Below are 20,320 nucleotides of genomic sequence, written 5' to 3'. Positions count from 1 at the left end.
TATGACGCATCACTGTAAGAATTATGTACAAAAGATGAATGTATGAAATTAATTCGATGAAGTAATGATTTGTGATATGCACTAACGAGTGCATGACATTCCTTTGTTGCGATGCGGTGAGTCCTGCTCAATTTTTTGCGAGCAAAAATTACACAGGGAGAAGCACCGTGGGTGTTGTATTGTGCCCCAAAGAAAGTAACAGGGAGTGAGCATAGGAAGAGGAAGGGAATCCTATTTTCTCACCCCCAAACGTTCATGGCAAGGATGGAATGAACATGCGATTACTGGTTGGTCTGGTCGTTTTGGGAAATGTCAATGGTATAGACTGCGTTGCCATTTTCATCCCTTGTCCAGGTACCAGGCTTGCTAAGAATAGCGCCTCCGACGAGCACAATGGCGGCTGCGCCCAGAGCATCGACAATTAAGGAAACGATCTGGGTGCCATCGGTAGAGGTTTGTAAAGTCCAGGTAAAGCCATTGGCAATGATATTGTCCCAGTGCTGTGTAATCCAGGGATCCTGGCGGGCTTGCTCCCAGTTGTAATCGCGGTCGGGGCCAACAAGTGCCCCTAGCTCTCCCTGGACATTGAAAATGTGCTGTGAACCATCATCGGTGAAGCGGGGCGCGATGGCAAAGCCAAAGTTATCGCCGACGATCGAGCTGTTATCGTGAAGGTGACCTTTGTAGGAATATTTGCCATTCCAGAAGACAGCAAGATCCGCTTCGCCCATGACCTGACCTGCATTCATGTGCCCTGTATGCACTATGACCTGACCTGTTTTGACTGTCAGATGAAGAGTCAGGGTACCGCTCTGCCCATCGTCTGAGCTCCAGGCCAGTATAATGGGCTGATCTGGTCCGACGGGAGTCGACCAGTTGATGAGAAACGAAAGCAAAGGCTGTGTACCCAGATCAGCGGTGATTGGTGACATTATAACGCCGGGAGGAGCCTGGAGAGCCTGCAATAGTACTTTGCCGGGTTGGATGCCGTCGGAGGCAACTACAACTGTTGCAGAGATGTAGCTGCCCTGATACCCTTCAAGGTTTCCTGAGCCCTCGGGATAGACACTCACTGCTCCACCGGCCACAGTGATTTGCAACGTAGGCGTGACCTGGTCATACTGTTGGTTGGCGGCAGTTTGCCCCGATCCAAAGTAGGCGTCTTCAATAATTGGTAGCGACTGTAGACCAACTGGGACGCTGCTGCCAATGGCCACACGCAATGTCTTGGGAACGCTGGCACCCGGTGCAATGGCCGCAATATCCCAATTGCCGACTGCCTTTATGTCCGAACGTGCGGACGAAGCAAGTGTATAGTAGACGAGAGCGGATGGACCCTGGGGATTGAGTGAGGTTGCCTCGATCTGAAGATCGCCCTCCCCACCCTGGCGCATCACTGGTGGTTGCCCGACCTGAGTTGTCATGATACCGGAGACGATTGCTACTATTGGGAGAGATGCGCTATTGCCCAGCTCATCGGTAAATGTAGCAGTTGCCGTATATTGATACATGGTAGGATTGGTAGGCGCTGTAAATGAAAGGTGGATGGCTACATAGACCGCATCTGTGGGTGCAATGGGGCCAGAGCCATCGACATGCAGCAGCGTGACGAGTTCGGTTGGAAGCGGTCCTTTATGGCCAGGTGGCAATTCGGTTGGATCGACGGTTTGTACATCGTAGGTTGTTAAACCTAGAATCTGGAAGTCGCCGCCGGAGGTATCTCCTGTAATCGTGGCTCGAACGTGCGCACCAGTAAAGCTATTGGTGACGCCGGCTCGCCGATCACTGGTTTGTCCTGCGATCACAACGCCAAAATTGGCGGTGGAGGGGAGAAGTGGCGAAGTTGATGCCTGTGAATGAAGCATAAAATGGAAACTCCTTTTCTGTTTTCTAAAGAATTGTTCTATGATGTGAGACATCGTATGTGAACATGGTTGATTACGAGCGCCGCTGATTGGCGTTTTGCAGCTTGACCTCCTTTCAAAGCAAGTGTATACTCTTTGGCGTCATAAGAATTATCAGCAATACATCATCTCTATATCATTTGTCGCCCGCTATATGGCAGAGAAGCATGGGCAGCAAATGGGGAAGGGCACAATGGGGCGACAGAAGTTTCCCTCCACGAAAAGCACAATCCCCAACGAGCGACTACGCATGCACCGGGAGAGTCGGCATTGGACGCAGAGCGAGCTTGCACGCAGAATTGGTACTACCTATTTGAGCGTCTGTCGTTGGGAGAATGGCGCGACAGTTCCTAGCGTGTACTATCGGCAGAAGTTGTGCGATCTTTTTGACGTCGGTGCTCAGGAGCTTGGTCTGGTCGTAGCTCGGAGACATAAGGGACATCACACAGAGCGTCCTCTTGCTCTGGGATGGTATATTCCATTTCGGCGCAACCCCTTTTTTACCGGGCGTGAAGCGGTTCTTATGCAGATACATGACTTTTTTCAAGCTGAGCATTCGTCGGTGCGGGCGCTGGCGATAAGTGGCCTGGGTGGCATCGGTAAGACACAAACCGCTCTGGAATATGCGTATCGTTGTCATAAAGAGTATGAGACGTTGCTGTGGCTTGGGGCTGAGACATACAGTATCCTCTTGACGGATCTGCTTGCCCTGATCGATCAGCTTGAGGACCTGGATGGAAGGAAGTTGGAGAGAGAGCGTCCCGTACAGGCGATGAGAAACTGGCTCCAGGAACATACACGCTGGCTACTCGTGCTGGATAATGTAGAGGATTTTGCCGTGATAGAGCCGATATTGCCCCTTGTAGGACAGGGGCATATACTTATGACCATGCGTGCTACGTCAACGGGCTCAATTGCTCAGAGCATTGAACTGAAACCATTGGAGATCGAGGAAGGGGCGTTGTTGCTTTTACGACGTGCGAAGCGAGTGGAGTCGGACCTCGCATCGGAGTCTACTGAGCAACGCAAAGAAGCCAGCCAGATCGCACAGAATCTGGCCGGATTACCGTTGGCACTTGATCAGGCGGGAGCTTACATTGAAGAGACTGGCTGTAGCTTACAGGACTATCAAGTGCGTTATCAACGCTATCAGATTGCTCTGCTGGAGCAACGTGGGCGATTGAGTAGTGATCATCCCGATTCTGTGTCTATGACTATCGAGCTGGTGCTGGATAAAGCACGCTTGACGAATCCTGCGGCACTCGACCTCGTGCGATTCTGTGCATTTCTAGAGCCTGACGCTATTCCGTTGGAGATAATCAGTGAAGGCGCTGTGGAAACTGGAACTATGCTCGATGCAGTAGGAGCAGATCCGTTGCTGTTGGATCGCGTTATCGCTGACCTGCGTCGCTATTCATTACTATGGCGGCACGCGCAGGTTAATACACTGGCTATTCATCGGTTGGTGCAGGTGGTTGTAAGAGGAAGCATGGATAAAGCGACTCAGCGATTATGGAGCCAGCGTGCTGTTTTTGCCGTCAATCGGCTCTTTCCAGAAGGGAGCTTTGCGCATTGGTCGCGTTGTCAGCGCTATCTTGCGCAAGTTCAGCATTGTGCGGAGTTGGTTGAACACTATGGACTGCTTTTTCCAGAAGCGGCTCAACTCCTACAGAAAGCCGGGAGTTATCTGATCGGGCGTGGGCTGTATGTACAGGCAGGTGCGTGGCTGCATAGGGCGCTTGCCCTTAGAGAGCAACTCTTGGGGACTGAGCATAGAATGGTTGCAGCTACTCTGACGACGCTGGCCGAGTGCGAATTTTATCAGGAACACTATGATGAGGCGGCACAGTTTTTGCAACGTGCTCTTATAATCTATGCACGTGAATCCAGCCCTGACAGTGCCGATGCCGCAAATGCGATGGATGTACTGGCGCTGGTCTACTATTATCAGGGGAGATATGACGAGGCTGAAATGTTGTATCTACGTGCTCTGTCCATCAAAGAGCAGATGTTTGGTGTCGATCATATCGATACTGCGGATACGCTCAATAACGTAGCTTTGCTGTATCAGGATCAGGCGCGCTATAGAGAAGCTGAGCCGCTATACAGGCGAGTCCTGGCCATTCATCGAGAGAATTTAGGTGTGGAACATCCCTCTACAGCCATTGCCCTGGATAATCTCGCCAAGCTTTATTCTCTACAAGCAAGATATGACGAGGCTGCTCCTCTTTACCAGCAGGCACTGGCGATCGAAGAAAAAGTGTTGGGTCTGGAGCATGTCAGTACGGCGATTACGCTCAGCAATATTGGACAAATTTCTCATGTTCAGGGGCGATATGAAGAGGCTGACGTATTGTATCGGCGTGCTCTCGCTATACAGGAAAAAGTGTTAGGCGTGGGGAGTGCTGCAACTTCGTATACACAGATGAATCTGGCTCGCCTTTATTATGATCAGCAACGCTATAAAGAGGCGGGGATTCTCTATCAAAGTGCGCTGGAGATCGCAGAACATGGCCTCGGTCAGGAGCATCCTCATACTGCGGCTATCCTTGATAATATAGCGCAACTTCATCAAGCACAGAGGCAGTATGAGTCGGCGGGCGTGTTCTATCGGCGTGCTCTGGACATTCGTGGTCAGCGGCTAGGAGCCGAGCATCCCGATACGATCGCAACGCGCAAGCGGCTGATGCAAATACTCTAGCGAATGGTGAGGTGTCCTGTGTCAGGATTACCCTTCTTTCGCTGGCGCAACTGAATTGAGCGCTTCGTCGGGGACGGAGTGCTGTCCGAGAAAGAGACTCAATTGGGCTGCATGTTCCTGGACATGGCGCAGGGTGTACAAGAGGAGTTCTAAATAGCTTACCTGCTTCCCTGTGGTCCAGGGATAATCGACCAGTTGCAGTGCTTTCTCGTCTGATAACTCAGCAATTGCTGTCTGGCATTTCTGGCGCAGGTAGAGCAGATAGGCATGCAACTCTTCTGTCGTATAGGGTCGTTCAGGCGATATGGCAGGATCGAGCTCAGTCCAGATAAAGGGCGTCAGAGGTGTGAAGTCCTCCTCCCGAGAGCCAGAGAGATATAATTCGAGCCAGAAGAGTGTGTGATAGACGACATACCAGAACTCTGAGAACTCAGGTGGAATCCACGGTTTGCCCGAGGATACGGTCCAGAGACGCTCTCTCCATAGGGAGTTGGGGCAGGCTATCAGGGCGTTTTCGAGCAGCGCCATGGCCTCGCCAAACTGCCGCCAGAGAGCGGTGTGTAATGTTGTCTGTATAGATTGTTCAGGCATAACATACGTTCCTTTCTGCTTCTTTCCTCACAGACTACCACCAAATGTGGTCAGAATTTATCCTAATATTGATGATAGCGTGCCGCATTGATATGTCTTGGAGAAAAGAGAAGGTGTCATATGAAATGATATGATAATCGTTCACGATGCGGCGGTGGGCTCCTGCATGCCTTCATGCATCGAGGCTCTGGACATATGGTGGGTATTGTAAGCAGAACCGATGTTTCCACGGCCATCGATGATAATTAAGCCGCCAGTTCCGCTGGCTTTGATGCCTAGCACGTTGATTGCAGCCTCGGCTGCATCCTGAGCATTCATCCCACCAGCGACAAAATCGCTGGCACGTTTGGCGATGAGCAAACGGATGAAATCCTCACCGTCGCCGGTACAGGAGACAGCGGCATCGTTGTCGGCATAGTAGCCGCAACCGATCAAGGGTGAGTCGCCAACGCGCCCGGGATATTTGTGAAAGATGCCACCAGTTGAGGTGGCAGCAGCGAGATGTCCCTGACTGTCGATGGCGACCGCGCCGACCGTGCCGTGCTTCTCACCTGTCTGGATCTTGCCCGCGTTGCGTGCCTCCTGCGCCGCTTTCCAGCGTTCGTGTTGATCCTCGGTGAGCAAGTCTGTCAGCTCGCACAGAGAGATGCCTCGTTCCTGAGCGAATTGTTGTGCTCCTGTGCCGACCAGCAGGGCATGCTGGCTCTCCAGTACCTGGCGTGCCAGCGAAATGGGATGTTTGATCAACTCGACGCCTGCAATTGATCCGACCTGCAAGGTGTGTCCTTCCATGATGCCAGCGTCCATTTCGATCTTGCCGTCCAGGGAGAGGTAGGAACCGGTACCAGCGTCGTAGAGTGGGTTATCTTCGAGCGCCCTCACTGCCGCTTCGACGGCTGAGAGCGCGGTTCCGCCTCCCTGTAGCACGCTCCAGCCGAGAGCGCAGGCTTCTTTGCATCCTTGACGTGCACCAGCTATATTTGCGGGAGCAATGGTGCCTGCTCCTCCGTGAACAATGATTGCGAGAGGCATATGTCTATGTGTACTCCTGGTGATTGATCTAGCTGGGTTCATTGTATCATGCAGGCAGGCTTTGCTCAAAGGAGGCGCCCGCTGGAACTTTCATCCGAGGGTTTTTGTGCTGGATATACATAAAGCATCTATAAAGAAAAGGTGAAGCGTGTTGAGTTATGCTATTGTGGTGGAAAAGAGTGAGGAATTATGGATATGTAATGTGCTCAGAGGTCTGTAAAAGGAAGGAAGTGAAGCGCATGGGTACGCTCCCGAATATCGTGCTGGTGCATGGGGCCTGGGCCGATGGCTCCAGTTGGAGTGCCGTCATCGAGCGTCTGCAAGCTGATGGCTACCACGTCACTGCACCGCAGTTTCCGTTGACCACGCTGGCTGAGAATGTTGCCAGGCTGCGTCAGGTGCTGGCGTTGCAGCATGGCCCATCCATCGTCGTTGGTCACTCGTATGGCGGTCAGATCATCACCGCGCTTGGCACTGATGCACCCGGCGTCGTTGGTCTGGTGTACATTGCGGCCTTTGTACTTGATGAAGGTGAATCAATTGGTGCTCTGCTGGCTCAGGGACCAGCGACCCCGGCAGTGGCACATTTGGTTATTGACCAGCAGGGTTTTGCCTGGTTACCAGAAGACGATTTTGTGAACCACTTCGCCGCTGACGTTGATCCAGTGAAGGCCAGGGTTATGTATGCGGTGCAGCAGCCGTTGTCTATGGCGGCCCTTGCCGATGTGATTGGGATTCCTGTCTGGAAGTCGCTACCGTCTTGGTATCTGGTCGCAGGCGATGATCACGTGATCCCGCCTGACGTCGAGCGTCTATTTGCCAGGCGCATAGGGGCCACTACCCTCGAAGTGCCGGCGAGCCATGTGGCGATGGTCTCCCACCCTGATGCTGTGGCGAAGCTTATCAAGACGGCTACCGAAGCTGTACCAGTTACAAGTTAGCGGAGCGCTGAAACAGAGATAGGATAGGCGATGAGAGTCAGCCATCCGCTTGCACTCCTGGCTGAGGCTGTCTTCCGGATGGCTGGCAGGAGTGCAAGCGGATGGCTCTCAGGGTAACAGTCCGGGGACGTGCAATACTACTCCTTCAGCAAAAAGTTAAATTACTCACCATTTTGACCTATTGAAGAATGATACTATCACTCAACTCTGCTAGAAGCCAATAAAAGCAACCATACCAAGAGCAATAAATTCGCCACTTTTGACATATAAAATCGCCAGTTAATTGAGCTTAATTAGGATGTTTGTTCCTCTTGCCTCTGACGGAGTTCCTCTTCCGCCTGAAATTGAAATCGACCCATAAACCTGCCCGAACATTTCGCCTCTCAAACGCTTGACAATGATGGGCTGAAGATGTATATTTGAATCAATGAATGAAAATTTCATTCATTGTAAAAGGACAGTGTAATGCCTCGAACACCAGAAGCAAATCAACATATCCGCGAAGCGCAGCGAGCAAAAATCCTGGAGAGTGCCAGGCGGGTCTTTGCTCGCAAGGGAATGGATGCGACGATCACGGATATTGCCGCTGAAGCTCAGATGAGTCTTGGACTGGCTTACCGCTACTTTGCCGACAAGGAGGCCATCTTCTCGGAACTCGTCAAGCAAACCATCCCAGACGATCCTTCCGAGTTTCAGAAGCTAGTGGAGATGCCTGGAACACCAGGGGAACGGCTTGCCAGGCTGATTTCGAATATTGTTGGAGCACGCAGTCAGCACGAGTCACTTGAGGCTCATCAATTGCTTATTCATGCCCTTGATGAGGATGCTATGCCTGAGGAGATGCGTGCATTGCTCAGCAAACGGTATCAAATACTGCTTGCGACGATGAGACAGCTGATTGTCGAGGGTCAGGCCACTGGTGAGGTTGCTCAGGGTGACCCGGATCAACTCGTAGCAGTGGTGAGCGCCTGTCTTGATGGCCTGACTCGCTGGGCTCTACGAGATCCAGAACAATTTCGCACCTCTGTTCCTGATGCAAGACTCATTCTGCGACTTTTTCAGCCTGAAATCGCCGAGAAGAACGTCTCAGAACCATTGTAGAGCAGCTTGCTTAGAGGCACAAGGAAGTATGTCCTGATATCCGCTTGTCCTTTTCTTTTCTGAAGTAAAAATGTTGAGAGGAAAATGTGTATGAAGCTCAATATCGCTGCATCAGCCATGCAACGCAAACGATCCCTGCGAACCAGGGGTATCGGTTACGACACCGGATTCTGCATTGATGGTATCTTCAATCGGCCGTTTGACCACGCCCTCATCCGGCGCGAGTTGCAGATCATTCAGGACGATCTGCACTGCAACGCGGTACGCTTAATCGGCAACGATCTGGACCGGATCGAGTTTGCCGCCGACCGCGCGGCCGACTTGGGTCTGGAGATTTGGTTCTCGCCGTTCCCCATGGAACGCGATCCCGAGGAAGTGCTCAAGTTGCTCGCCGACGCCGCTGAGCGTGCCGAGCGGATTCGCCGCCGGGGAGCCGAGGTCGTGTTCGTCACCGGCGCTGAACTGAGCCTGTTCAACAGCGGGTTCCTGCCGGGCAACAGCCTCGAAGAGCGAACCGGCCCCCTGCTCCGGCGTGAGCCGGAGACGCTCCAACTGTTGGCCAGGGTGCCCGCCCGTATCAACGACTTTCTCGTCAGGGCCGTCACCCTGGTCCGCGAGCGGTTCGGAGGCAAGGTCACCTACGCCTCTATCCCGTTCGAAGGGGTTGACTGGACGCCGTTCGACATTGTCTCGGTCGATGCCCATCGCACAAAGGAGGTTGCCCACATCTACCAACAGGGTATCCGCGCACTGGTCGCGCAGAACAAGCCGGTCGCGATCACGGAGTTCGGTTTTGCCACCCATCGTGGCGCAGGCGATCGTGGTGGCCTCGGCGGCAGCGAGATGATCGAGTTCGACGGGACCACCCCTGTCCGACTCAACGGTGACTACATCCGTGACGAGCAGGAGCAGGCCACCCAGCTACTCGAACTGCTGGACATCTTCACCTCCGAGGGTGTTGACGCAGCATTCGTGTGCACTTTCGCCTGCTATGGCTGGCCGCACCGCAGTAACCCCCGCGAAGATTTCGATATGGCGAGTTGGGGCGTGGTCAAGGTTCTAGAGAACCGCCGAGGTTCCACCTACCCTGACATGCCCTGGGAACCCAAGGCCGCATTCACGGCTCTCGCTGACTTCTACGGTGGCTGATTGAAGGAGCTCTGTATGCCTCTGAGCTACATCCTGATTCATGACCTGCTGTAGCTTTTCCAGAGTACCCGTTCCGGGTAATGGAGTATAAATCATGATTTTGAGATCGGGCATAGTCGGTACCTGTAAGGTTGTATACTCAAACCTCAGCGACCCCACCAAAGGATGCATCATATCTTTTAGCGTATCGCTTCTCCCACGCACATCGTGACGAGGCCACCAGGCGCGAAACTCGGAACTGATGCGTTGCAAATCAGCGATCAAGCCTTTGAACCATTCTTCATCAGCGTAATGCACACTATCAGCACGAAATTCTGCGAGCACTTTCTGTGCGACTTGTTCCCACTGAGGAAAGTAGACGCGACTCATGGGACTGGCAAAAATACGCCAGACGGCATTGTATTCGTACGGGGGCACCGACTGCGACAGCCCAAAAATATGCTCAGCAGCGGTGTTCCAGGCGAGACAATTCCAACGACGACCAAGGATGTAGGCAGGAAGAGGGTTAAGTGAGTCAAGTACACTGCGTAGTACAGGGCTTACCTGTTCATCAGATGGGGGTGTATCAATGAGGTACGGCTGATCGGCGAGCAAGAAAAGATGTTGACGTTCGGCGAGCGTAAGTTGTAACGCATCGGCAATGTTCTGTAGCACCTCCTTTGACGGATGAATATCCCGTCCTTGCTCCAACAGGGTATACCAGGAAACACCCACATTTGCTAGTTGTGCAACTTCTTCGCGGCGCAATCCTGGAGTGCGCCGCCTTCCGCCACCTATCAACCCGACCTGTTCGGGCGAGAGACGCACACGTCGCGTGCGGAGAAAATCCGCCAGATCCTGTCTGCGTTGTTCGTTACTCATACTCCCTCCGCTGTGCTTATCCTGCTAGTCTCAATCATATGATAAAGAGACTCTGGTCATATTATAGCCTGCATGTCATACTCCTAAGTGTATCACAGATTGTGATTATTGTAGTTTCAATGAGAGAAAAGGACATTTCCTATGCTATCGCATTCAGCACATGAATATAGTAATTTGTCAGCCACAGCCGCGGGAACGTTCAGCATGGCAGAGGATCTGACGGTCACGCGTATGGGATACGGCGCAATGCAATTGGCAGGCCCGTATGTGTTTGGCCCGCCTGCCGATCGCAACGAAGCTGTGTCTGTGCTGCGCACAGCCGTGGAGCTAGGTATTACTCATATCGACACCAGTGACACCTATGGCCCACATGTGACTAACGAGATCATCAAAGAAGCCTTGTACCCCTATCCCGCATCATTGCATATAGTCACCAAGGTCGGAGCGGTACGAGACGCCCAGGGCGGCTGGCCTCCGGCACGGTCTCCCGAGCAGATACGTCAGGCTGTATTCGACAATCTCAGTATCCTTGGCCTCGATGTACTTGACGTTGTCAACCTGCGCGCCGGAGGACCCCAGGGTCCTGTTCCTGGCTCGATTGCTGAACCGTTCACGGCGCTCGTACAGTTGCAACAAGAAGGATTGATCAAGCACCTCGGCGTCAGCAACGTAAGCGCTGAGCAAGTCGCTGAGGCACAGTCGATCGCACCAATTGTGTGCGTACAGAACTTTTATAACCTCGCTTACAGGGGTGACGACGACCTGATCGATTCCCTCGCCGCGCAAGGGATCGCCTATGTGCCTTTCTTCCCGCTCGGTGGTTTCACGCCTCTTCAGTCCGACAAACTGCAATCTGTCGCTACCCGCCTCAGTACTACACCGATGGCCGTCGCACTGGCATGGCTGTTGCAGCGCTCACCGAACATTCTACTGATCCCGGGTACCTCATCCGTTGCGCATCTGCGCGAGAACATCCTGAGTGCTACGCTGGCCCTTTCCGAGGATGATCTGATCACTCTAAACGGCGTTGTCTCATAAGCTCAACTTCCTGGAGATGTCTTTTCCCAACGCACCGTTGCTAAGGAGTTGGGAAAAGATATTTCAAGAAGAGTATTATCTCTGATGGGCAAGCTATGTGAGAGATCTTGCCCATCAGTTTAGCTTTGGGATTTACATGTACAGAACAAGGTTTGGCCAGACGGTAGGATTTGCGCTAGGCCAACGCGTCTATCAACCGATCCATCTGCTCAAACTCTGGGAGACAGGGCCAGAGAATCAGTTCATCTGCACCCGCTTCAGCAAACGCAAGCTTTAAGGCTTTGATGGCTTCAGGAGTCACAGGTAGTGATTGGCTAATCATTGGTCCCCATTGGGGTCCATAGTAGTGATAAATGGTTTTCTCTGCACGTGCCTGTGCATCTGGTCCCAGCGCATAATACGCACAGGCCACCAGACGCGGTTTTCCGGCTCTGCCAGCGGCATTCCATACGTCTTTCGCCCCTTGAAAGCCCTGTTGAGCCATCTGGGGTCCACCACCGCCGGAGATAAAGCCATGACCCCATTTCCCAAGTCGCTGCATGGCGGCAGGTGAAGTAGCTCCGATCAGTATTTCAGGTCCACCGGCTTGCACAGGTGCAGGTCCGATGGGGCCGACACTCTCGCTGAGTGGCTCGCCGGCCCAGAGGCGCTGCATCGTCGCTAATTGCTGATCAAAGACTTTCCCTCGTTTATGGAACGAGGCTCCTGAGGCCAGAAAATCATCTTCACGCGCTCCAACGCCCAGGCCCAGCGTCAAACGTCCCTCCGAAAGGGCGTCCAGGCTCGCAGCCTGCTTCGCTAATTGCGCCGCGCTATGCAAAGGAGCGAGCAAAATCGTAGTCACCAGGCGCACGCGTCGGGTCACTGCCGCCGCCGCTGTCAAAGCAATCAGTGGATCATAGTTAGGGTAGACCAGGCGATCGATCAGACCCAGGCTGGAGAAAGGGCCGGCATCAGCTCTTCTGGCCCATTCAATCAGATGTTCACCTCCAACGCCGGGGATGTTCGCCGGTAAACCAATGCCAATACTCATCTCACTCATATCTCTTCTCCTTTTTTGTGTCATTTAATATCGGTAATGTATGTACTCGATAGCAAGTAGTTTATATATAAACTACTTAGGCAAAAAAATTATCAATGAGCCCCCAGGGCACGATCAAGCATATGCAATGCATGATGAAGGGTCTGAAGATCCTCAGATGCAAGGAGTGCCATACATTCAGCAATCAGAGCCTCATGCTCTGGCACCACACGTGCAGCCAGAGTCGCACCCTGCTCGGTCAGAGAGACCAGGTTTGTACGAGCGTCATCTGCATCCGTACGACGCTCGACCAGAGCACGGTCCTCTAATCGGTTAAGCAATCCGACGATATTTCCTTTTGTGACAAACAAACGATCAGCTAGCATCTGTTGCGAGATCGCAGGCGTCGCATACAGATGAGCCAGAACCCCAAATTGAGCGGGGGTTAGATCATACTGTTCCAGATGGCGCTCAAGACGCAATCCAATCTTCCGCGCGACCTGGTTGAGATGTAGCCATATGCGCACGCCAGGATTTAGCTGATGCTTCATACCTTGCTCCGTTATCGAGAACTTAGACAAATAGAGACATGCCCCATTTGCAGTCTCGTTCCTGCTTCAACCTGTTGACCCTTCTGCTTAATGGTTGAAGTATAAACTATTTTGGCAGAATCGTCAAGATTGTGCCAGAAGCGAGAACACAAGCACGGAGTAGAAAAGTTTGAGCATGCCCACGCACGATCTGTTTCTGGTTATGCACTCAAAACCTGGATAGTGAAGGTATCCAGGTTGTTGCTCTCGGGTGTTATACTACGCTCATCAGGAAAATGGATCATTATGTTATCCAACATCTGTTTTTGTCGAAAAAGAGAGAAATGGTGATGTATTCCTGAGTGAAAGCGGTAAAAAAAGAGCTAGACATGCTAGCTGAGAGATTTTTATTGCTTCTGTACCATCAGATCAACTATAAGGATGTTCAAATGTTGATACATAATCAAACATTCGTTAATATCATATTACTTATATTAAGCATTACCTGTCTGTTTTTAGCGATTCGCGCCATTTATGTCTACTCATATTCCAAAAATGATGCGCTCTTCATCGTTGGTGTCTCAATGATTATCGTTGGTGTCTCTGTCTTCGTCGGATATTTAGAGGATAGCCACATCACGCAATGGAATACTCATATCTCCTGGTACTCTGGTACTATTATTGGTATCTTTTTTCTTGTTGCGTTAGCATGGGCACGCTCGCATGAGACCATCGAGAAAATCAAACGCTTGCTGATCATTTTCACCGCAATCTTTACTATCATCACACTAGTCACTCCTCTCTACCCGCCATTTCCCAATGCCTCCATCCCGGTAATCCTGAACAGTATCCGCACAGTAATGGCTCTGATTGGCTTTGTTCGCTATCTTGCCCTCTATGACAAGAGAAGAACACGCTTTACCCTCCTTATGTGCCTCGCCGCTCTGCTCATTGGGGTCGGTTTTGGTATCCAGACACCTGAACTTATCGATATTACTCAGAGCATCTTTTTAGCCATTGGCGATCTCTTACGACTGATTGGCTTCTGCATCTTATTGGTCGCTTACTCGCTCAATTAAGCTGAAAATTGTTGCAGATTGTGGTCCTCCTGCAGGTCCTCATACGTTGGAGTTGATGGCAGGAGGCGCGTCGTTACACGGTGAGGCCTGAATCAACGGTGATTATCTGGCCGGTGATGCTCTCGTTGCGGGCGAGCATGACGTAGGCGGCGGCGGCGTCCTCCAGCCTTGTTGCTTGCTTGAGTATGGCTTGCTGCTTGGCTGCCTGGATGTATGCCGCGCTGAATGTGTCGTTCCAACGTGTATCCATAAAACCGGGGGCGACGGCGTTGACGCGAATATCAGGCCCAAGGGCGGCTGCCAGACATTTGGTGAGATGAATGGTTCCGGCTTTGGAGACCGCGTAGGCTATGTTGCTCGCTCCACTGGCGCGGATACCAGATATGGAGGCTGTATTGATCACGTGTCCTCCACCATTTTGTCGCATGAGCGGAACCGCCGCCTGCGTCGTGAAAAAAGGAGCTTTGGTGTGTACGTTCAAGACGGTATCCCAATCCACTTCTGTCAGTGCCTCTATGTGAGGAACGGCTCTCGTGGTACCGGCATTATTAATCAACAGATCAAGGCGTCCGAAGTGCTCTGCGACATCTTCGACCAGACGTTTACTTTCGGTCATGACGCTTGGTGCGTTCAGGTCTGCCTTAAAAGCCTGCGCTTTGACACCCAGGTCCTGCAACATCGTGACCGTCTCAAAGGCATCACGCTCGGAACGTGAATATCCGACGGCGACATGCATGCCTGCCTGCGCCAGGTGCCGGGCAATGACGCGCCCAAGGCCAGTGCCTCCGCCTGTGATCAAGACTACTTTTCCTTGTATATCCATATGTTTTCTCCTACTGACTGTGAATTTCTGACGAACTGTAAAGCCTTGCCATACCTCTGGATCATCATTGATACCTATCCAAAAGTTGTTGCACGGATACTTTGCTTGCGCTCCATCACTATAACAGAGTATGATATATCGAACAACACAAAGTATTCGAAGCAAACGTTCATCTTTACTGATAGGTTGAGGATTATGGATCTACGACATTTGCAGACGTTCAAGGTGATTGCAGAGGCAGGTAGTTTTGTCCAGGCTGCCGAGCGACTGCAATACGCGCAATCAACGCTCACATTACACATGCAGCAGCTTGAAGCGGAGCTCGGAGTCGAACTCTTTGATCGCCAACGGAGAAAAATCCAGCTTACCGCCGCAGGACATACACTCCTCATCCACACGCAGCATGTACTCAATCAAGTCGAGCAAATGCAGCAGGATCTTTCAGATCTCGCCGCAGGGGAGAGCGGCACGTTACGTGTAGGCATGATAGAGCCAATAGCACGCCTCTATCTTATGCAGGTCATGGGCACCTTTCGTGAGCGCTATCCCCGTATCCGTCTCACCATCGAGATCCTGAGCACAAACCGCACGCACGAACAACTCGTCGCCAATCAGATTGATCTAGGCATCTCAACACCACCACCCGCCAACGTAGGACTCATCTTCGAACCAATCCTGACCGAAACGCCTGTCCTACTGCTCCCCAAAAACCATGCTCTCCTGCAACAAGACGAGATCTTGCTGAGCGATCTATGCGCTGAATGCTTGCTCCTCACGGAGTCGCCCTGTGCCTATCGCACGGCTATCGAGCAAGCCTTTATGGCACGCGGACTTCCGCTGACAATTGGCATTGAGATCGGGAGCCTCGAAATCATCAAGCAAGCGGTCCAACAAGGAATGGGAGTCGCGATCATGCCGAAACTTGCCACATACCATATTCCAGACGATACGGTTATCCGACCTATCAAAGACTGGAAGCTGCATGTGCCTCTTGGTCTCATCACCAAAGAAGCTCCATTCCCACAAAGCAAGGCGATACAAGCGTTCAGCTCCCTGTTAAAACAGGTCATCGCAGACGCTTGAGCAGTTGCTTGATATCTACCAACAGGACACTACAGAAGCTTATCCAGGGAGCCAGCCGATGTCGCGACGTCGGCTGGCTTGTAAGTCTGGTGCAAGGGGTCATTTGTCCTGCAAAAGGGCGAGGAGTGAAAATAGACCACCGATGACAGGTCGTGCTTGAAATCCGACCTGTTGCCCGGAAATGGTATCATACAAGTCTGTCAATGGAACCCGGGAAGGGCTCGTATTGGCAAACTTGTAAATGGAGTCAATAATATATTGACGCAAGGATTGAACCTCCGTAGACGCTGCGGTCCACATTTTCCAGTCGGATTTGGTATAGGTGTGGCGCGTATCGAGAGGGATGCCGTACGCGTTTTCGCGTTGTTGATACCAGGCCGCTTCCTCTTGCAGTACCGTTTCCGGTACGAGATGCAGTCCGAGTAATTTGTCGGGGAATGCGTTGTATTTGAGACTCGAGGTGCCTGTGCCAGTATCAGGAGCTGTGTCTCCTTCGGTATAGGCGATATCGAGATGGGGCTGCGATGGGTCTTGGCCAAGCTGTGCCCATTGGCTGATTAGATCAAGTGCTGTCTTATGATAGAACTGTTGATCGCTGTTCTTGTGCACAGTAGCTGCCAGAATGCCCATGGCACCAATGGCAATGATCCCTTTAAGTGCCAGGTTGGTGCTGTGCGCAATAGAACCCGTGAAGTCATCGGTCTGGTTCTGGAACAGTGGGTCAAGCGCGTTGGGACGACTGGGAGTGCTCCCGTTTGGCGCGTTCAGGTAGTCGGCCCACTGCTTGAAGATGGGGTAGTGCGCATTGACAAAGTTCGCTGCATCTTTTCCGCCCCGCTGCGCATAGGTGGCCGCCATGATGAGCATGTTCGCCGTCTCCTCGACCGGCATGTCCTCTTCGTTCCCATCATTGTGACCATCTGCGTTTGGATAGTGTGAGCCAAGGTCATGTTCCGCAAAAATCTTTGGCCATCCGCCGGTCTCCGCGTAGGCCAGCAGCGGATCAAGCAGTAAACGTAGGAGGTAGGGATTGGTGTAGGCAAAGACCGGTGCGCTGGGGTAGATAACGTCGATGGTTGAGACATTGCCATCGCTACTAATCTCTTTGAGGAAGAGCCATGGTTGGTGACTACTTCCAACTAATTCAGTCCCGCCGAAGGCCTGGCGAAGCGCCAGGGTACACAGAGCTGCGTAATGCGTGCCTCCCGCTCTGATGGCATCACGCGTGATTTTGGTATCTACAAGCTCAGAGCGTTGTAGTGCCTGCTGGACATCGTCATAGGTCGCGGCAAGCATCTCCTGCCAGGTAGGCCAGAACGCTTTCCACAGCGGCGGCACCGGGGTGCCGAGATAGCTGACCGCTGGCTCGCGTACATGTCCCAGTAGTAGTGTGATTGGCTGGGTGGGATGCGCGGTGACCTGACCAAGCGCGAAGTCGAAGGCGAAGATGGGATTTCGATCGTTGATGGCACGCGGCATGGCGCTATCCATCGTGTTGTTTAACTTCCCAGACGCCACAAACTGCGCCCGTACGATCGTGTCTTGTCCGCTTTGCGTGCTCACATTTTTCAGGTTTTCTGTGGCCCAGACGACCGTTCCCCATGAGGGGTAGTCATTGACCTCTGAGAGCACTTGAGGCGTGTTAGGCGTGATCGTAAAGGTACTAATGGTGCTCTTTGCTCTTTTCTGTGGTATCTGTTCATGGGCCCACTGAATCAATGCATGATCATCGCCATAAGCCCACTGACCAGAAATATCGAAATAAAGACTCACTGTGTGTGCGCGTCCATCGTGGCTTTTCGCTTGCACGAGAATGTAACTGAGGGGGGCCGACTGTTTTTGCAAATCTTTTGCTTCGATCGGTGATAGAAAGGTCAGGGTTAAGGTGACGCCTCCGCCTTGTAGCGTGAAGATGGATTTTGTCGGCGTGATTGCCAGATGTGTCTGGGTCATCAACTGCGTTGCGCCCGTATCGGTTGGCTGTCCCATAAAGATGCAAGCAGTTTTATCGATAGAAGCAATCCCTGTCATCTGCTTCGTGGCTCCAGTCCAGAAGCGTGGCCAGTTTCCTGGTAGGAGATCTGCGTCTAACCACGTGCTTACGTAGGGGCTGCGGACGACAAGGGGCGTGGCTGGTGGACGAATCGGCACAAAAGAGGAACGTACTTGGGCTGGCGCTTGCTGATAGATTGTGGTGATCTCTTGAGAGCTCAATAAGCGATTGTAGAGGCGGACATCATCGATCATACCCGGCCAGAAGTCGACGGGACCAGCACCAAAGCGTGCACGCCCGATGACAGTCTCTCCGGTCGCGTTCCAGGCAGGCTTTACCGACTGTGTATCAACAAGCGTGCCGTTGACATACAGCTGGATCTGCTGCTTTGTTGCGTCATACATGCCAACTAAGTGATACCAGGCACCCGTAGACGGCTGCGCAGGAGAGATCGCTCGTGTGGTCGTTCCCTGACTTGAATCGCTATCAATCACACTGAACGCAAACCTTCCACCGTCGGGGATCGAGGGACTCGTGTACTGTAAGAAGAAGCCGCTGACATTTGCTCCATCCTGGCTCACTGCCGTTGACCAGCTATTTCCGTTATCCAGGTGGACCCAGGCGACCACTGCATAGTCTTTGCTGGTATCCAGCACGGACTTGTTGATATCTACCTCGCTGCCATCGCCGTTAAAGCTGAGTGCCCCATTGACGCGTCCGGGAGTCCATCCCACACCGCTATTCAATGTACCATTGTTGCCGTTGGGTGACGAGTCGAGTGCGATAGTGCCGCTTTTGGCATCACATGTCCAATGTCCAACTAATCCTGCTGTAACATCCAGGGGAGCGGCAAAAGCGCTGCCTGGTAGTGCAAACATGTCGAGTGCGGCGGCAGAGAGCCCTAACGCACCAGCCAGTTGGAGGAATTCACGTCTTTCGAGCAGAGGGTTTATTTTTGAGGCATACTGATCTTGATCGTCTTTCATAGTGCGCACAATCCTTTGCTTCACTGCATAGAGACAATACAATGTGGGTCCTTTGTATTTCCCACTGGTTACTATGATTTAGTTAAGCATAGTATGATTCATAAGGCCAGGAATGTCAAGATTCAGGCATTGACGAGGTTTTTTCAAACATTTCAGGTCTTTATCATCTTTCATCTTGCCATTCTATTAATATATATCTAATTAATTCGTAGAAATATAAATCAATTACGGAGCTATTTTTGCCATCGGAGACGCTTCATGGAGGTGGTTGTAAGCGTGACGGGTGGACAGATTTCCCTTCGAGGGTGATGCAGACCGATGCTCCCACCTCTCTGCGTTCGCGAAAATTACGTTCAAACGCAGTGGCAACGCGCTCAAAGCGCGGGTCACAGAAGCCATTAATCTCCCCATAAATGACCGGTTTCTGCACGATACTCATGTTTTAGCTCTCCTTTATTTCTACTGACCGCTTTACAAGAAGGATAGGATGTCGCATAGACACCCCTATGATAAGGGAAAGGAGAGAAGAAATGCTTCCATATTCGTGCTACTTTTATTCAAAATGTGCGCTAAAAGGTTCTACACCATCTTCCGTGCAGGGGTATGTGGTATAAAAGGTTCTTCCCTTTGTCCAGAACAATTGGGAGAGTGTAAGAAACGCTAGTTATATGGTACATCGTATCTTTTCGTCAGTTTCGCACTGACTGGCACATTGAGAGAATGTAAGAAACGATCCTTGTGTTTAGTGACACTTTATGCTAAAGTATCACTAAATGACAAAAAAGGATGATGATAGGTATGGATAGTGACGACCACAGCGATAGAAACAAACGTAGGATGGGGGGGATGAGTGTGCAACGGCGTCAGCGAATAGGTATGGAAATCTCACGCGAGGCGGCGCGCCTCTTCTGGCAGCAAGGTGTGGATGCTACGACTGGCAATCAGATCGCAGACGCGGTGGGTCTCTCAGTGCGAAGTATCTGGCGGTACTTCCGCAACAAGGAGAGCTGTGCCGAACCAGTTCTGATGTATGGCGTGGAATGGTTCTTATCAGTGTTACGAACGTGGCCCCCGGAAAGCTCTTTAGAGGATCACTACGCCGAGGAACTGACAAAGTTAGCCAAGAGCAGTCGAGAACCCGAACAGGAAGCTAACGACCTGGCAGCCATGAGGATGATCGTGCTCGCTGAGAAGGAGCCAGCCTTGCGTGCTACCTGGCTTATGGCCTGTGACCAGATAGAACATGAGTTTGTGAACATCCTTGCAAGCCGCCTGAAACGCTCGGCCGACGATCTTGACGTACGCTTGCATGCGGCGGCAGCTACCTCGGTTATACGAGTGTTCAGCGAAGCGCTTAATGCTTGCATTCTTTCGGGCGGTGATCCTACGACCTTCGGAAATCTTCATGAAAGTATTGCTAGTGCTATATACAGAGCCACTGGCGGGATCATTGGTCCTCCCGTTGGTTCCAAAAAAAGGGAATAATT

The 20,320-nt window shown here is 52.0% G+C and carries 17 protein-coding genes; 8 read left to right on the top strand and 9 right to left on the bottom strand.

Annotated elements, in window-relative coordinates; all coding sequences use genetic code 11:
* Positions 1 to 281: 281 nt before the first annotated feature.
* A complete protein-coding gene (locus AC27N8_RS01435) occupies positions 282 to 1,865 on the bottom strand; it encodes a hypothetical protein (RefSeq protein WP_487063202.1) in 1,584 nt (527 codons plus the stop codon).
* 232 nt (positions 1,866 to 2,097) lie between these two features.
* On the opposite strand from AC27N8_RS01435, the gene fxsT reads away from it, so the two are divergent.
* A complete protein-coding gene (gene fxsT, locus AC27N8_RS01430) occupies positions 2,098 to 4,605 on the top strand; it encodes an FxSxx-COOH system tetratricopeptide repeat protein (protein ID WP_487063200.1) in 2,508 nt (835 codons plus the stop codon).
* Positions 4,606 to 4,632: 27 nt separating this feature from the next.
* Here the strand turns inward: fxsT and AC27N8_RS01425 are convergent, their stop codons facing one another.
* Both AC27N8_RS01425 and AC27N8_RS01420 read right to left on the bottom strand, forming a co-directional pair.
* Positions 4,633 to 5,196, bottom strand: a complete 564-nt coding sequence (locus AC27N8_RS01425; protein ID WP_487063198.1) for a DinB family protein — start codon at positions 5,194 to 5,196, stop codon at positions 4,633 to 4,635.
* 141 nt (positions 5,197 to 5,337) lie between these two features.
* The gene (locus tag AC27N8_RS01420; RefSeq protein WP_487063196.1) at positions 5,338 to 6,228 is read right to left on the bottom strand and encodes an isoaspartyl peptidase/L-asparaginase family protein; all 891 of its coding nucleotides are present in this window, start codon (positions 6,226 to 6,228) and stop codon (positions 5,338 to 5,340) included.
* 239 nt (positions 6,229 to 6,467) lie between these two features.
* On the opposite strand from AC27N8_RS01420, the gene AC27N8_RS01415 reads away from it, so the two are divergent.
* The 3 genes from AC27N8_RS01415 (at position 6,468) to AC27N8_RS01405 (ending at position 9,419) form a co-directional block, all read left to right on the top strand.
* Positions 6,468 to 7,169 carry an alpha/beta fold hydrolase gene (locus AC27N8_RS01415; protein WP_487063194.1) on the top strand — a complete coding sequence of 234 codons (702 nt, stop codon included), beginning with the start codon at positions 6,468 to 6,470 and terminating at the stop codon, positions 7,167 to 7,169.
* Positions 7,170 to 7,634: 465 nt separating this feature from the next.
* Positions 7,635 to 8,270 (top strand): TetR/AcrR family transcriptional regulator, encoded by a 636-nt coding sequence (locus tag AC27N8_RS01410; RefSeq protein WP_487063192.1) that lies wholly within the window; start codon positions 7,635 to 7,637, stop codon positions 8,268 to 8,270.
* A gap of 135 nt (positions 8,271 to 8,405) precedes the next feature.
* Complete coding sequence (locus AC27N8_RS01405) at positions 8,406 to 9,419, top strand: hypothetical protein (protein ID WP_487067887.1); 1,014 nt, start codon at positions 8,406 to 8,408, stop codon at positions 9,417 to 9,419.
* Here the strand turns inward: AC27N8_RS01405 and AC27N8_RS01400 are convergent.
* A complete protein-coding gene (locus tag AC27N8_RS01400) occupies positions 9,330 to 10,280 on the bottom strand; it encodes a helix-turn-helix transcriptional regulator (RefSeq protein ID WP_487063190.1) in 951 nt (316 codons plus the stop codon). The genes AC27N8_RS01405 and AC27N8_RS01400 overlap by 90 nt on opposite strands.
* A gap of 141 nt (positions 10,281 to 10,421) precedes the next feature.
* Between AC27N8_RS01400 and AC27N8_RS01395 the strand changes: the two genes are divergently transcribed.
* Positions 10,422 to 11,318 carry an aldo/keto reductase family oxidoreductase gene (locus AC27N8_RS01395; RefSeq protein WP_487063188.1) on the top strand — a complete coding sequence of 299 codons (897 nt, stop codon included), beginning with the start codon at positions 10,422 to 10,424 and terminating at the stop codon, positions 11,316 to 11,318.
* Positions 11,319 to 11,493: 175 nt separating this feature from the next.
* Here the strand turns inward: AC27N8_RS01395 and AC27N8_RS01390 are convergent, their stop codons facing one another.
* Positions 11,494 to 12,360, bottom strand: coding sequence for an LLM class flavin-dependent oxidoreductase (locus AC27N8_RS01390; RefSeq protein ID WP_487063186.1), 867 nt, complete (start codon positions 12,358 to 12,360; stop codon positions 11,494 to 11,496).
* Positions 12,361 to 12,452: 92 nt separating this feature from the next.
* The gene (locus AC27N8_RS01385; RefSeq protein ID WP_487063184.1) at positions 12,453 to 12,890 is read right to left on the bottom strand and encodes a MarR family winged helix-turn-helix transcriptional regulator; all 438 of its coding nucleotides are present in this window, start codon (positions 12,888 to 12,890) and stop codon (positions 12,453 to 12,455) included.
* Positions 12,891 to 13,318: 428 nt separating this feature from the next.
* Here AC27N8_RS01385 and AC27N8_RS01380 point away from each other — a divergent pair, with 428 nt between their 5' ends.
* Positions 13,319 to 13,948 carry a hypothetical protein gene (locus AC27N8_RS01380; RefSeq protein WP_487063182.1) on the top strand — a complete coding sequence of 210 codons (630 nt, stop codon included), beginning with the start codon at positions 13,319 to 13,321 and terminating at the stop codon, positions 13,946 to 13,948.
* Between the two features lie 73 nt (positions 13,949 to 14,021).
* Here the strand turns inward: AC27N8_RS01380 and AC27N8_RS01375 are convergent, their stop codons facing one another.
* Positions 14,022 to 14,771, bottom strand: a complete 750-nt coding sequence (locus AC27N8_RS01375; RefSeq protein ID WP_487063180.1) for an SDR family NAD(P)-dependent oxidoreductase — start codon at positions 14,769 to 14,771, stop codon at positions 14,022 to 14,024.
* A 195-nt stretch (positions 14,772 to 14,966) separates the two neighbouring features.
* Between AC27N8_RS01375 and AC27N8_RS01370 the strand changes: the two genes are divergently transcribed.
* Positions 14,967 to 15,854, top strand: a complete 888-nt coding sequence (locus AC27N8_RS01370; protein ID WP_487063178.1) for a LysR family transcriptional regulator — start codon at positions 14,967 to 14,969, stop codon at positions 15,852 to 15,854.
* Positions 15,855 to 15,953: 99 nt separating this feature from the next.
* Here the strand turns inward: AC27N8_RS01370 and AC27N8_RS01365 are convergent, their stop codons facing one another.
* The gene (locus AC27N8_RS01365; protein ID WP_487063176.1) at positions 15,954 to 18,833 is read right to left on the bottom strand and encodes a glutaminase domain-containing protein; all 2,880 of its coding nucleotides are present in this window, start codon (positions 18,831 to 18,833) and stop codon (positions 15,954 to 15,956) included.
* A 256-nt stretch (positions 18,834 to 19,089) separates the two neighbouring features.
* On the bottom strand, positions 19,090 to 19,272 hold the full coding sequence (locus tag AC27N8_RS01360) for a hypothetical protein (protein WP_487063174.1): 183 nt from the start codon (positions 19,270 to 19,272) through the stop codon (positions 19,090 to 19,092).
* Positions 19,273 to 19,631: 359 nt separating this feature from the next.
* Here AC27N8_RS01360 and AC27N8_RS01355 point away from each other — a divergent pair, with 359 nt between their 5' ends.
* The gene (locus tag AC27N8_RS01355; RefSeq protein ID WP_487063172.1) at positions 19,632 to 20,318 is read left to right on the top strand and encodes a TetR/AcrR family transcriptional regulator; all 687 of its coding nucleotides are present in this window, start codon (positions 19,632 to 19,634) and stop codon (positions 20,316 to 20,318) included.
* Positions 20,319 to 20,320 lie beyond the last annotated feature (2 nt).

This window comes from Dictyobacter sp. Z7_2 (assembly GCF_057551105.1).
The sequence above is the reverse complement of the archived record's forward strand: the minus strand, read 5'-3'. Positions and strand labels throughout refer to the sequence as shown.